The sequence below is a fragment of the Aliigemmobacter aestuarii genome (assembly GCF_004799285.1).
GTDB classification, from domain to species: Bacteria; Pseudomonadota; Alphaproteobacteria; order Rhodobacterales; family Rhodobacteraceae; genus Aliigemmobacter; species Aliigemmobacter aestuarii.
Genome location: NZ_SSND01000004.1, coordinates 127,557 through 141,592 on the forward strand (window position 1 = coordinate 127,557; position 14,036 = coordinate 141,592).

A 14,036-nucleotide genomic window follows, 5' to 3' on the forward strand; every position below is an offset into this window, starting at 1 on the left:
CCTTGCGCAATTTCCTTGCGGTTTCAGGTGTGACGCAGGCCGCACCCGTTTCCTTGGAAGAAAGGCTATCACGACGCCGTGAGCCGTCAAAACGCTTCGGGTTTGGCCTCATGCGCCATGTGGTCCAGCACCGCATTGACGAATTTCGGCTCTTTCCCGTCGGGGAAGAAGGCCTTGGCCACGTCCACGAATTCGGTGATCACCACCTTCGGGGGCGTTTCCGTCTTGGTCATTTCGGCGCCGGCCGCGCGGAAAAGTGCCCGCAACACCGGGTCGATCCGGTCGATCGGCCATTTCGCGACCAGCGCGCGGTCGGTCATTTGGTCGATCAGGGCCTGCCAGTTGACCGCCTCTGCCACCAGCTTGCGGAAATGATCCACATCGCCTTCGACGAATTCCCCTTCGTCATAGGTGGCCCCGAACCGATGGGTTTCGAATTCGCGGCAGACCGCCTCGATCGTCTGGCCGCTCGATTCCATCTGGAAAAGCGCCTGAACCGCGTAAAGGCGGGAGGCGGATTTCATCTGCTTCTTCGGCGTCTGGGTCATGCGCGGAAGGCCCCTTCGGGCGCGCGGAAACCAATGCCCTTGCGTTCGCCCGACCAGCGGCGCGCAAGCGCGATCAGGTGCAGCGCGGCAGCGGCGGCCCCGCCGCCCTTGTTCTGGCCCTGAGGATCGGCGCGCACCTCGGCCTGGGCGCGGTTTTCCACCGTCAGGATGCCGTTGCCGATGCAGGCCCCCTGCAGCCCCAGAAGGGTAATCCCGCGGCTGCTGTCGTTGCAGACGGTGTCGTAATGCGTGGTCTCGCCCCGGATCACGCAGCCAAGGGCGACATAGCCGTCATAGTTCGACATGCGTTCGGCCAGCGCGATGGCCGACGGGATTTCCAGCGCGCCGGGCACCTCGACGATCTCGACCGAGGCGCCGCAGGTCGTGGCCGTGGCCATCGCGCCTTCGACCAGGTTGTCGGCGATGTCCTTGTAATAGGGGGCGACCACGACCAAAAGCTTCACCGGCTTGTCGAACCGGGGCAACGGCAAGGTGTGGTGGGTTTCGTGTCCGGCCATGTCTGTCACCCTTCGGAAATCGGGCGCGTACCCGCGATGGTCAGGCCGTAGGCATCCAGCCCGACGATGCGAGGCGCCTTCGAATTCGTGACCAGCGTGATGTTCGACAGCCCGAGCGCAGACAGGATCTGCGCGCCAAGGCCATAGTTGCGCAGCGTCTGGGGCGAATGTTCGCCGGGCTCGACCATCTTCATGGTCGTGTCCCTGAGCAGGACCACCACGCCGCGCCCTTCGGCGGCGATCAGGCGCATGGCGGACGGCAGCTCGCCCGCGCCGCCAATACCCAGCACGTCTTCCATCGGGTTGAGCGAGTGGACCCGCACCAGAACCGGTTCGGCCCCGGTCAGGTCGCCCTTGGTCAGGACGACATGTTCGGCACCCTGGGTTTCATCCGCGAAAATGCGCATCAGCCAGTCGCCGCCATGGGCCGAGCTGACGTGCTTGACCGCCTTTTCCTTCACCAGGTTGTCATGGCGGCGGCGATAGGCGATCAGGTCGGAAATCGTGCCGATCTTCAGCCCGTGCTTCTGGGCAAAGCCGATCAGGTCGGGCAGGCGGGCCATCGTGCCGTCTTCGTTCATGACCTCGCAGATCACGCCCGACGGGTTCAGCCCGGCAAGGCGGCTGATGTCGACTGCGGCCTCGGTATGGCCGGCGCGAACCAGAACGCCGCCGTCGCGGGCGCGCAGCGGAAAGACGTGGCCCGGCGTCGCGATGTCCTGCGGGCCCTTGGTCGGGTCGATCGCGACCGAAACGCTGCGCGCGCGATCATGGGCGGAAATGCCCGTGGTAACCCCCTCGCGCGCCTCGATCGACAGGGTGAAGGCGGTTTCGTGGCGGCTGGAATTCTTCGGGCTCATCAGGCCGAGGCCCAGCTGGTCGATCCGCTGCGCGGTCATCGCAAGGCAGATCAGCCCGCGGCCATGCGTCGCCATGAAGTTGATCGCGGCCGGGGTGCACATCTGCGCCGGGATGATCAGGTCGCCCTCATTCTCGCGGTCCTCGTGATCGACAAGGATGAACATCCGCCCGTTGCGGGCATCGTCGATGATCTCTTCGATCGAAGAGACGGCATCGCTGTAATCGGTCCGCTGATCGGTCATGCGTCTTGCTCCGGTTTGCTTTCGCCAGCCCATAGCGCGCCGCGCGCCCGAAGGCCAGAGCCGGAACCGACGCAACCGGCGCGCGGGGCGTCGCCGGAAAGGGAAAACCCCGCCGGCCGGGCCGGCGGGGTGGGGTTGAGGGTGGTCACGTGTGGTGCAAGCAGCCGTGATTGCCGGACCGGGGTGAGGCCCGACATCGCCATGATTAGGCCGATTCCCTTTCGGAAGGGTAAATGACAAAGGGGGTCACGGCGCGCGGCTCAAAGCCCCTCGAAGGCGCAGAGCGCATGCACCTCCATCCCCATCGCCTCCAGCCGCCGGCGTCCGCCCAGATCGGGCAGGTCGACGACAAAGGCGCAGCCCACCACTTCGGCCCCCAGCCGCTCGATCAGCTTGATCCCGGCCTCGGCGGTGCCGCCGGTGGCCAGCAGGTCATCGACCACCAGCACCTTTTCGCCCGGCGCCATCGCATCGTCATGCACCTCGACCACCGCCTCGCCATATTCCAGCGTATAGGCCTGCGAAATCGTCTGGCCCGGCAGCTTGCCCTTCTTGCGGATCGGGACGAACCCGGTGGACAGCTGATGCGCCACCGCGCCGCCCAGGATGAACCCCCGCGCCTCAAGCCCCACAACCTTGTCGATCCGCATCCCGGCATAAGGCGCGAGCAGTTGATCCACACACATCCGGAACCCGCGCGGATCGGCAAACAGCGTGGTCACATCGCGAAACAGGATCCCCTCGTGCGGGAAATCGACGATGGTGCGGATGTAATCCTTGACGGTCTTGGCCATGGGGTGCCCCGGTTTGTGTGTGCGGTATGGTTAGCATCTGCGGGTGGGGAGGCAAGGGGGAGAGTCAGCCCTTGGTGCATAGTGCAGCGAAGGGCGGCTATCGGCCCAAACCGGCCCCTAGCGGCGTCACGCAATACGGAAAAAAATCGTCGACCTTTGCCCGGAACAGCCGCGCAAGCGGCCCGGGCCGCGCCCGACCGCCCCCCAGGGCGGGCGCGATTGCGACGGTGCTGCGGGTTCAGCCGTTCGATGTGTCTGGCACAATAAAGCGCCAGGCCACAGACGGTGAAGCGCCCACCCTCGGTCGGTCGCGGCCCTTCTGGGGCGATTGTCCGCACCGTCCGCAGTGCGAACCTCTGTGCAAAAGGCAGCCTACGTCCGCTTCCCCCCCAAACCTTCGCCCATCCCCCCTCACAACACCCGCCCCGCCACCGCGTCGAGCCTCGCCAGAACCTCTGCATCCCGTTTGTCCGGCGCGGTCATCAGGGCGTATTCCAAGGCGCGGTCGCAGCCGTGGGGGCAGGGGGTGCGGACGCCGCCCAGAAGCCCCGGCAGGCCCGCCACCAGCGCCCGCGCGGCGCCTGCGTTCGCGGTCAGCGTGGCGATGACGGCGGCCACGTCCACCGCCTCGTGTCCCGGATGCCAGCAGTCGAAATCCGTCACCATCGCGACCGAAGCATAGCAAAGCTCGGCCTCGCGGGCGAGTTTGGCCTCGGGCATGCCAGTCATGCCGATCACATCGGCCCCCCATTGCCGGTAAAGGCGGCTTTCGGCGAGGGTGGAAAACTGTGGCCCCTCCATCGCAAGATAGGTGCCGCCCTCGTGCACACGCACGCCCGCCGCCCGTGCGGCCCCGGCCGCCGCCGCGGAAAGCCGCGGGCAGGTCGGATGGGCCAGGCTCACATGCCCCACGCAGCCCGGGCCAAAGAAGGATTTCTCGCGCGCGAAGGTGCGGTCGATGTACTGATCCACGATCACGAAATCGCCCGGCGCGTAATCGGCGCGCAGGCTTCCCACGGCCGAGACCGCCACCACATCGGTGCAGCCCAGCCGTTTCAGCGCGTCGATGTTGGCGCGGAACGGGATGGACGAGGGCGAATGGACATGCCCCCGCCCGTGACGCGGCAGAAAGGCCATCGGCACGCCCGACAGCCGACCCACGAGGATCTCGTCCGAGGGCTTGCCCCAGGGCGTCTTGACCCGGACCCAGGACGCGCCTTCAAGCCCGTCGATCTGATAGACACCGGAGCCGCCGATGACGCCGATCATGGTCTGCATGGGTCTTTCTCCGGGTTTTGACGGGGGCTGGAGTTCGGGGGGCTGGGGTTCTGGGGGCGAGGATAGACCGGAATGGCGCACCGGGGAAGGGGGGCGCCGCCCGGCGAAAGGGACGCATCGCCGCGCCTTTCCAAGGGGTTGCGCGGCGGATCGGGTTTTCGGGGTGTGGCTATCGCCGCAGCCCCAGCCGGATCTGTTTTTCGATCTCGATCAGCGCGAAGAATGCCGCGCCCACGGCCACGATCAGCAGGCCGTCGCGGAAGGGCACGGGATATGTGCCCAGAACCCCCTGCATCGTCGGCAGGTAGGTGACGGCGAACTGCGCGGCGGTGATGACGATCACCACGGTCCAGACCACCCGCGTTCCCCGCGCCGCCGCCCAGGTGAGCGAGGTGCCGTGGATGTTGCGGATGAAGAAGAGGTGAAAGATCTCAAGCACCACAAGCGTGTTCATCGCGATCGTCTGCGCCAGAGCCAGCGGATAGCCGCGATCCAGCGCATAGCTGAACATGCCGAAGACGGCCGCCAGGAACAGCAGCGCCACCAGCACCACATGCCAGACCAGTTCGCCCGACAGGATCGGCGCATGGCGCGGGCGCGGCGGGTGGGCCATGGTGCCCGGCTCGGTCGGCTCGAAGGCCAGCGCGACGCCCAGTGTGATCCCGGTGATGAGATTGACCCACAGGATCTGCACCGCCGTCATCGGCAGCGCCATTCCGGCCAGAAGCGCCACGATCAGCACCATCGACTCGCCTGCGTTGGTGGGAAGGGTCCAGCTGATGACCTTCTTGAGGTTGTCATAGACCGTCCGCCCCTCGCGCACCGCCGCGGCGATGGTGGCGAAGTTGTCGTCGGCCAGAACAAGGTCGGCGGCCTCCTTTGCGGCTTCCGATCCTTTCAGGCCCATGGCGATGCCCGCGTCGGCGCGTTTGAGGGCGGGGGCGTCGTTGACGCCGTCCCCCGTCATCGCGACCGAACGCCCGCCCGCCTGCAGGGCAGTGACAAGGCGCAGCTTGTCCTCGGGGCTGGTGCGGGCGAAGATGTCGACATCCGTTACCTCAAGCGCCAGCTGGGCGTCGTCGAGCTTGTCGATGTCGGCGCCGGTCAGGACCCGCGCGGTGTTCTGCAAACCGATCCGGGCTGCGATGGCGGCGGCGGTCCCGGCATGATCGCCGGTGATCATCTTGACGCGGATGCCCGCGGCGCGACATTCGGCCACCGCCTCGATCGCTTCGGGGCGGGGCGGGTCGATCAGACCGACAAGACCAAGAAAGGTCAGCCCGCCTTCCAGCGCGGCTTCGTCGATCCGGTCGCCTGTTTCGTCCCGCCCGGCCAGCGCCAGCACGCGCAGCCCCTGCCGTGCCATCGCCTCGGCCCGGTCGTGCCAGCGGTCAAGGTCGATGTCGGCGCACATCCGCAGCACCCGTTCGGGGGCGCCTTTCACATGGGTCACGCGACCCGATGCCCCTTCGGTGAGCACGGCCATGAACCGGTGGCGGCTGTCGAAGGGGATCGCGTCCAGCCGCCGGGCCTCCAGATCGCCCGCGGCCTTTCCGGCAAAGGCCAGAAGCGCCCCCTCCATCGGGTCGCCCTCGACCGTCCAGTGCCCCGAACGGTCATGCAGCGCGGCATCGTTGCACAGTGCCGCCGCGCGGGCGATGGCGCCCAGATCGGCCTCGGGCATGATTTCGCCGACCGGGGCATAGCCCTCGCCCGTCACCGTGAAACGGCCTGCGGGCGTTTCGACGGCGGTGACGACCATTTCGTTCCGCGTCAGGGTCCCGGTCTTGTCGGTGCAGATCACCGAAACCGAACCGATCGCCTCGATCGCGGGCAGGCGGCGCACGATGGCGTTGCGGCGCGCCATCGCCTGCACGCCGATCGCAAGCGTGATCGTCATCACCGCAGGCAGGCCTTCGGGAATGGCCGACACCGCGATCGCGACGACGGTCATGAACATTTCGGAAAAGTCGTGATGGCCGACGAAATAGCCCCAGGCCAGCAAGAGCGCGCCCGCAAGCAGGATGAGGAACGACAGCCAGCGCGCGAAATGGTCCATCTGCGCGACAAGGGGGGTCGTCAACTGTTCGACGCCCGCCAGAAGCCCGCCGATACGTCCGATCTCGGTCGCCTGCCCGGTGGCGGTGACAAGGCCGCGCGCGGCTCCCTGCGTGACCAGCGTTCCCGACCACAGCATCGACCGGCGGTCGCCCAGGGGCGCGTCGACGGGGGCAGGGGCCACGCCCTTCTCCACCGGCACCGACTCACCTGTCAGGATGGCCTCTTGCGCGGCCAGCCCGCGGGCGTCCAGCAGGCGCAGGTCGGCGGGCACCTTGTCGCCCGCTTCGATCAGCACGATGTCGCCCGGAACAAGCGACACGCTGTCCACCGTGATGCGTCGCCCGTCCCGCAACACGCTCGCACGCGGCGCCAGCATGTCCCGAATGGCGGACATCGCCGCCTCGGCCTTGCCTTCCTGGATGAAGCCGATCATCGCGTTCGCCAGCACGACTGCAAGGATCACGCAGGTATCGACCCAGTGCTGAAGCGCCGCCGTCACGATGGCGGCGACCAGCAGCACATAGATCAGCACGTTGTGGAACTGCGCGAAAAAGCGCAGGACCGGCCCGCGCGCCCGCACCTCGGCCAGACGGTTCGGGCCATGTTCGGCCAGCCGGCGCGCGGCTTCTTCCGCGCTCAGCCCGTCCGGTCCGGCTTCGAGGGCCTCAAGGCAGTCGACGGCAGGTCTGGCATGCGGATCATGGATCATGGCCATGGTCCGTCGGGGCCGAAAACGGCGTCGGTGATCCGGGCCAGGAAAAAGGGCGCTGCGTCCGGCGTGCCCCACAGATTGGCAAGCTCCACCCGCGTCGGGATGCGGAATCCCGCGACGACCCCCGTCTCGATCATCCGGCCGCCGAAAGGTTGCCAACGATAGGTCTTTTCGGGGTTCGCATCGGTCCAGCGCGGCGCCCATATCTCGGCCAGGTCGCCCGCGGCGTCGAAGGTCAGGTGCATCGGCGGCAGGTCGGGTGCGTCTGCAAACCGCACCTCGGCGCTGTCCGGCCCGGTTTCGCGCCATTCGGCCCCGTATTGCGGCAAAAGCGCCGCCGGAACCCAGACGGATTCCAGCATCGCCCGCGTCGCCGCCGCGCGGGCATGGTCGGACGTGCCGCCGATCCGGGCAAGCGGGATCAGGCCATGCAGCCAGAACTTCGTCCAGCTTTCCTCGGCCCCGTCACGGCGGCGGTAGCCGTCCGATCCGGCAAAGCGCATCAGACCCGCGCCGATCCGTGCCTGCCAGACGAAGCCGGTCGCCGGGGGCGCAAGGATCTGGCGGGCCGCCATGGGCATTCCGTTGCCGTTCATGATGAAGCGGCCCTCCATCGTCAGCCGCACGATCCGGTGCAGCGGCGTGCCGGGCGCTATGGCGCGGGCAAAGTATCGCTGTGCCACGGCGGGCAGACCCGCCACCATTGCCGGATCGTAGGCGGGCGGATCGTCATCGCGAAGCGCCTCGATTCCGGTCCAGACCGCGCGCATCCTCGCCTGGTCGCGATGGTGGACATAGGCCGCGGTCGCGGCAACCGCGCCAAGACACACCCCTGCCGTGATTCCGATCCCAGCCAGCATCTGACGTCACCGGGCCGTATAGCCGCCGTCGATCGCGATCTCGGCGCCGGTCACGAACTTCGCCTCGTCCGAGGCCAGCCAGACCACCGCCCAGGCGATGTCGTCGGGTTCGCCCATGTGGCCCAAGGGGTGGACCGAACCGGCGGCGGCCTTGGCGGCTTCGAGGTCATCCGAGGTGGCGCGCAGGTGGTTTTCCACCATCGGCGTCCAGATATAGCCGGGATGGATCGAATTCACCCGGATCCGTTCCGGCGCATAGGTGATGGCGTCGTTCTTCGTCATCAGCCGCACCGCGCCCTTCGAGGCGTGATAGGGCGAAACCCCGCCCACGCCGATCAACCCGGCGATGGACGAAAGGTTCACGATGGACCCGCCGCCCGCCGCGCGCAGATGTGGAATCGCGTGTTTCGTGCCAAAGAAGACTCCCTTGACGTTCACGGCCTGCACGCGGTCCCATTCGGCCTCGGTCACCTGGTCGGTGGGTTTGGGCGCGCCCGAGATCCCGGCATTGTTCACCAGCACATTCAGCCCGCCGAACCGTGCGGCGGTCTCGTCGATGGCGGTTTTCACCGCCGCCTCGTCGGTCACGTCAACCGGCCAGAATGCGGCCTCATGCCCCGCTTCGGTCAGCGCATCGGCCAGTGCCCGGCCCTCGTCGGCCAGCACATCGAAGATCGCCACTTTCGCGCCTTCGCCCGCCATCCGTTCGGCACAGGCGCGACCGATGCCCACGGCCCCCCCGGTGATGATGGCGGTCTTGCCCGCAAGTCTGTCCATGCCATTCTCCTTTCGGTCATGACCCCGGATCAGGCCGTCATCCGGCCTTCCGTGGCGATTTCGGGAATTTCCGTGCGTTCTTCCTCTTCGGCGCCGCACAACAGTTCGACCGCGCGGTCGGCTGCGTCCTGGAAGGGTTCAAGCACCATGTCTGCGCCCGATCCGAACATCATTTCGGTATCGTGGGGGCTGTGCGAAGCGGCCGCTATCCGGCCCGTGAAACCCGCGGTGCGCGCAAGCTGGATCAGGGTCCGCCGGGCGTCTTCGTGGCTGAGGCCGGTCGGATGGATGGGCACGGTGGAAACCAGCCATACCACCCCGCGCAACGGCAGTTCGGCCACGAATTCGGCATCGGTCGCATCGCCGAATTCCGCCTCCAGCCCCAGTTCGCGCCAGCGCCGCACGGCCAGCGGGTTGAAATCTACCCCCAGCACGCGCACCCCCCGTTTCCTGAGCCGGATGCCGATCGCCGTGCCGAACCGGCCGAGACCAAAGATGATGACCTGAAAGCTGCTGATGGTGTGGCTGCCCGCCTCGGAGGGTTCGCGCGGCGTGCCCTTGCGTTCGAAGATGCCAAGCCAGGGCTCGAACAGCGCATAAAGGTGATGCGAGAAGGTGATCATGTAGGTCGATGCCGCGATCGTCACGAGGCCGACCATCGTCACCAGGCCGAGCGCGTCATCGGTGACATGGCCCAGCGACACCCCCATTGCCACGAAGATCAACGAGAACTCGCTGATCTGGGCCACCGTCAGGCCGGCCAGGAACCCGGTCCGCTTGCGATAGCCCATCGCCCCCATGATCGCCAGGACGATGAGCGGGTTGCCGATCAGCACGAACAGCGAAAAGATCACCGCACCCGTCACATGCGAGCCCAGAAGCGACAGGTCCAGCGTCGCGCCAAGCGCGATGAAGAAGAACAGCAGCAGGAAATCCCGCAAGGGGGCAAGCCGGGCGGCGATCGTCTCGCGATAGGCGGTCGAGGCAAGGGCCACGCCCGCCAGAAGCCCGCCCACCTCTTTGCCAAGCCCCACGAGATCGCCGATGGCCGCGAACATAGCGGCCAGCGCGATGGCGAAGATCACCAGCAGTTCGGGCGCCCGGGCCAGCCGTTCGGTCAGCGGGTTTGCCACATAGCGGACAAAGAGGATCACCGCCGCCACCATCGCCACGCCGGACGCCAGCACCGACAGCACCGATCCGCCGCCATGCGTCGCCTCGTCACTGGTGCCGATGCCGATTGCCGACAGGACGATCATCGCCATGACCACGAACAGGTCCTGAACGATAAGGAACCCCAGGGCGATCTGCCCGTGCAGCGCGTCGATCTCGCGCTTGTCCGACAACAGCTTCACGATGATGATGGTCGACGAGAAGGTCAGCGCCACGGCCACATAAAGGCCGGTCACATGGCCAAGCCCCACCGCAAGGCCGATCAGGTAGCCGAAGAATGCGGTGAACAGGACCTGGCCCATCCCCGTCATCACCGACACCGCGCCCAGCGAGCGTATCAGCTTCACGTCAAGCTTGATCCCGACAAGGAACAGCAGGACAGCAATGCCCAGTTCCGACAGAAGGTCGATCTGCGCATCGGAATGAACCACATCGAGCGCCGAAGGCCCGGCGATCAGGCCGACGGCGATGAAGCTTACGATCAGCGGCTGGCGCAAAAGCGTGCCGAACAGGCCGATCCCCGCGGCCATGGCCAGCAGCAGCGCCACCTCGCCGAACGACGTCATCACTGTCATCATCTTTCCTTTCGCGGGCTGCCCTTGGCGTCTTCCCGTGGTGTTGTTTCGTGCCGGGTCAGGAAACGGCCCAGATCGGCATCGGCGATGCGCCAGCCCTTGCCGATGTCGATGGCCCGCAATTCGCCCGACTTGATCCAATGCCGTACGGTCGCCTCGGCGACCTTCAGCCGATCGGCGACCTCTTTTACCGTCTGATACTGGTCAACTGGCATCCGTGCTGATCCTGATGCGATTTCACCGTAGTATAGTGACGTATTGTGCAGTTTGGTTGACATGCATCAAACCGGCTGGCCGGAACCGGCCTCGGTCATGCTGTCATGGTCGGCACGTTGATGCGCGGCGGCGCCAAGGGTGATGCGCACCCTTTCGATGACCCGCCGCCCCGGTCCCGTCTGTCAGAACTGTAGCGCCTTCGGGTCAAGGCCGCGCTTTTCAGCGCTTCGCAGCACGGCGTTGCGGACCTCCTCGTTGCGCTTCAGCAGGCGGCGGAAACGCGCCTCGTCCAGCGTCAGAAGGGTCGAATGAGTGATCGCCGTGGCATGGGTCCGGCGGGTCTGACGGATCAGCAGCGAAAGCTGGCCGAACATCTCGCCCCGGCCCAGACGGTATTTCTGCCCCGCCGTTTCGAACTCGATCGCGCCCGAGGCGATGAAGCAGACCTCGCGCGGGACGTCGCCCTTGCGCATCAGCACCTCGCCGGGCTGGACATAGCGGGTGCGCAGCGCACGGGCGAGCTTCTTGCGGCTGTCCTCGTCCATGTCGGCAAACAGCGGGAACTGGCGCACCAGTTCGGTCTTCTGGACGGCAAGGTCCAGACGCGGGCGCACCTCGGCCAGCTTGCGGCTTTCGGCCAGTTCCTGCTTGAGCGTGGTGTGAAGCTCCTTGCCGATCAGCCCATCGGCGTAAAGCACGTCATATTCGCGTTCCTCCAGCCGCAGCGAGGTCCGGCGCAGGAAGCGGCGTTCGATTTCTTCGGCATAGCCGGGGTATTGCAGGCGCAGCCCTTCCAGCGCCGACTGGGTTTCATCCTCGCGCCGTTTCAAAAGCTCGTGCAGCAGGTCGGCGACGCGCCGGCCGTGGATGCGGCGGATCTTGCCGTCGATATAGCCGTGCAGATCGCGCAGGATCAGCCGCTGGTTCAGCAGGATCTCGAACCGGTCCGCGGTCAGGCGGGCCAGCATCCCTGACAGGCGCAACCTGTGGTGCAACCGGTTGGCAAGCCGGTAGCCGCGCCCCTGCGCAAGGCTCAGACGGCCCGAGGCGCGGTATTCCTCGCGCCCGCCGGCGCGCGTGCGTTCGATCAGCCGGTCGGCGTCCGACAGCATCTGTTCGGCCAACCGCGCCGAGATCAGCTGTTCGCGGAAGGCTTCGATGATCATGTCGCGTTCGCGCCCCGCCAGTGCGACAAGACCCAACGTGATGCGGTCGCGGTCGGGGATGTCGTCGGCGGCTTCGGCCTTCTCCACGGCGCTGTCCAGCCGTTCGGCAAAGCGCTTCGCCTCGGACCGGACGATCTCGCGCGTCAGTTCGTGGTTGCGGGCGGTTTCGGCCACCTCCTCGCGCACGTTCTGAAGCGCGACGGCGATCACCTGGCTGGACAGCGCACGGTCGATCGGGGCGAGCCTGTCCAGACCGAGGAACGAAATGACCCGACGCAGGGTGGTTCCCTGCACCAGCAGCGTGAACAGCGTGAAGCCGGTGGCAAGGATGCCCACCTCGCGCTTCACGTCCGGTGGCACGCGGAAGTTCTCAGACACCGCCAGTGCCAGCGCCAGGGTCACTGCCCCGCGCAAGCCCCCCCATAGGATCGCGATCCGGTAGGGCCTGTCCACCCGGGGCGACAGTCGCAGCGCCGTCAGCAGGGGCAGCACCGCGTAAAGCATGAACAGCCGCGAGACCAGCGCCGCGACCACCACGATCGCGATCAGGAACAGGTCGTGCCAGCGCACATCGGCCAGCAGGCCCGGCACCAGAAGGGCAGCCAGAAGGAAGATCAGCGCCCCCGCCCAGTGCGCCAGAACGTCCCAGACCTCGCGCAGGTTGGTCCAGTTCGTGGGCGACAGGCGGCCGGGGCCCAGGAAATTCAGCGTCATTCCCGCCATGACCACCGCGATCACGCCCGATACGCCAAGGATCTGATCGGCAACCAGATAGGTGACATAGGGCAGAGCCACGCTGAGCGAGATCTGCGCCAGCGGAAACCGGTCGAGCCAGGCAAGCCCGACAAGGCAGATGCGGGCCAGAACCCAGCCGGTCGCAAGACCGCCAAGGATCAGCGTGGGAAATCCCACAAGAGCATCCTTCAACGTCGGGTTGGGCACACCCAGCATCACGAAGGTCAGGAAGAAGCCGAAAAGCGCGATGGCCGCCGCGTCGTTCAAGAGGCTTTCGCCCTCGACGATGCGGGTCAGGCGCTGTGGCGCCGCGATGTTGCGGAAGATCGAGACGACCGCCGAAGGATCGGTCGTGGCCACGATGGAGCCAAGCAGAAGGCAGGCCACCAGCGACAGCGAGGTGAAGGGTTGCAGCGCGAACCCGATGGCGAAGGTCGCCACCACCACCGCGACAACGGCCATCACCAGGATGGGCACCCAATCCTCGGCCATGCGCCGCAGGTTCAGCCCCAACGAGACCTGGAACAGAAGCGTGGGCAGCAGCACGTAAAGGAACACATTGGCGCGGATGCTGAATTCGAACCCGTCAACGGCCGGGCCAAGCTCGGCCACCGTGCGGCCCTGTCCGGCAAGATAGGCCGCAATGCTGCCGATGAGCGTCCCCAGGATCGCAAGCACCACCGTATAGGGCAGCCGCAGCCAGTCTGCGACCGGCTCTGTCAGGCTGATCACGATGAAAAGCGCGGCAATGATGCCGACAAGTGCGATGACGTCCATGACTTCGCAGATAACCGCATGACCGGCCTGCGTAAATCCGATTGTTTCCCGATCGGGCGCGATGTGGAAACATCTGCGTCACTCGGTGGGCAGGGGTGGCCTTTGCGCGGCGCGGGTGCGGGTTGCCGTCAGCCTTCGCCGGGGCGCTGCAATTCCCAGACCTCGCTGACGGTGCAGTAATCGCGATAGCCCAGACGGCCCACGGGTTGCCAGATCCGGACGTCGAACCGCCCGTTCCTGATGCATTCGTCGCGCAGATGGATGCCGACAACCTCGCCCAGCACAAGGAAGTTGCCCTTACCCTGAAGCTCCACGATCTGGGTCATCCGGCATTCAAGCGTGGCGGGCGCGTTCGCGACGCGGGGGCAGGGGATCGTTTCGCATTCGGCCCGTTCGGCCTTCGACAGGGCGAATTCGTCCACCTCGGGGGCGACGGCGGCGGAACTGGCGTTCATCTCGGCGATCTGTGCCGCGCCCACGACATTCACGGCGAAGACGCCCGTTGCGCGGATGTTCGTCAGGCTGTCCTTCACCCCGGTCGAGGCGAACATGACCTGCGGTGGCACATAGGCTACGGCGTTGAAGAAGGAATAGGGGGCAAGGTTGTCGCCCGTCGGCCCGCGAGTGGAGATCCAGCCGATCGGCCGGGGCGCGACGATCGCGTTGAATGGGTTGTGGGGCAGGCCGTGGCCATCGGCAGGGCGGTAGAACATGACGGCTCCAACAGGGGTTTGCCCCTGACT

General features: G+C 66.5%; 12 protein-coding genes. All 12 read right to left on the minus strand.

Translation table 11 applies throughout. From position 1 onward, the window contains the following. Positions 1-86 precede the first annotated feature (86 nt). The 12 genes from nusB to E7811_RS14315 all read right to left on the minus strand — a co-directional run bounded on the left by nusB (position 87) and on the right by E7811_RS14315 (position 14,006). Positions 87-548: a transcription antitermination factor NusB gene (nusB, locus tag E7811_RS14260; protein ID WP_136395343.1), complete on the minus strand. Its 462-nt coding sequence runs from the start codon at positions 546-548 to the stop codon at positions 87-89. Further along, positions 545-1,066, minus strand: a complete 522-nt coding sequence (locus tag E7811_RS14265) for a 6,7-dimethyl-8-ribityllumazine synthase (protein WP_136395344.1) — start codon at positions 1,064-1,066, stop codon at positions 545-547. The genes nusB and E7811_RS14265 overlap by 4 nt, the downstream gene beginning before the upstream one ends. 5 nt (positions 1,067-1,071) lie before the next feature. After that, the gene (ribB, locus tag E7811_RS14270; RefSeq protein ID WP_136395345.1) at positions 1,072-2,169 is read right to left on the minus strand and encodes a 3,4-dihydroxy-2-butanone-4-phosphate synthase; all 1,098 of its coding nucleotides are present in this window, start codon (positions 2,167-2,169) and stop codon (positions 1,072-1,074) included. Between the two features lie 260 nt (positions 2,170-2,429). Then, a complete protein-coding gene (locus tag E7811_RS14275; protein WP_136395346.1) occupies positions 2,430-2,963 on the minus strand; it encodes an adenine phosphoribosyltransferase in 534 nt (177 codons plus the stop codon). A 411-nt stretch (positions 2,964-3,374) separates the two neighbouring features. Beyond that, on the minus strand, positions 3,375-4,241 hold the full coding sequence (locus tag E7811_RS14280) for an S-methyl-5'-thioadenosine phosphorylase (RefSeq protein ID WP_136395347.1): 867 nt from the start codon (positions 4,239-4,241) through the stop codon (positions 3,375-3,377). 169 nt (positions 4,242-4,410) lie between these two features. Next, complete coding sequence (locus E7811_RS14285; RefSeq protein ID WP_168733041.1) at positions 4,411-7,011, minus strand: cation-transporting P-type ATPase; 2,601 nt, start codon at positions 7,009-7,011, stop codon at positions 4,411-4,413. Then, on the minus strand, positions 7,008-7,874 hold the full coding sequence (locus E7811_RS14290) for a DUF6544 family protein (protein WP_246020462.1): 867 nt from the start codon (positions 7,872-7,874) through the stop codon (positions 7,008-7,010). Before E7811_RS14290 ends, E7811_RS14285 begins: the two co-directional genes overlap by 4 nt. Positions 7,875-7,880: 6 nt before the next feature. Next, positions 7,881-8,651, minus strand: a complete 771-nt coding sequence (locus E7811_RS14295; RefSeq protein ID WP_136395349.1) for an SDR family NAD(P)-dependent oxidoreductase — start codon at positions 8,649-8,651, stop codon at positions 7,881-7,883. 29 nt (positions 8,652-8,680) lie between these two features. Next, complete coding sequence (locus E7811_RS14300; protein ID WP_246020463.1) at positions 8,681-10,399, minus strand: cation:proton antiporter; 1,719 nt, start codon at positions 10,397-10,399, stop codon at positions 8,681-8,683. Next, positions 10,399-10,677, minus strand: coding sequence for a helix-turn-helix domain-containing protein (locus E7811_RS14305; RefSeq protein ID WP_246020465.1), 279 nt, complete (start codon positions 10,675-10,677; stop codon positions 10,399-10,401). Before E7811_RS14305 ends, E7811_RS14300 begins: the two co-directional genes overlap by 1 nt. A 120-nt stretch (positions 10,678-10,797) precedes the next feature. Beyond that, positions 10,798-13,293: a cation:proton antiporter gene (locus E7811_RS14310; RefSeq protein WP_136395351.1), complete on the minus strand. Its 2,496-nt coding sequence runs from the start codon at positions 13,291-13,293 to the stop codon at positions 10,798-10,800. Positions 13,294-13,421: 128 nt separating this feature from the next. Beyond that, positions 13,422-14,006 (minus strand): flavin reductase family protein, encoded by a 585-nt coding sequence (locus tag E7811_RS14315; RefSeq protein WP_136395352.1) that lies wholly within the window; start codon positions 14,004-14,006, stop codon positions 13,422-13,424. Positions 14,007-14,036: the final 30 nt, after the last annotated feature.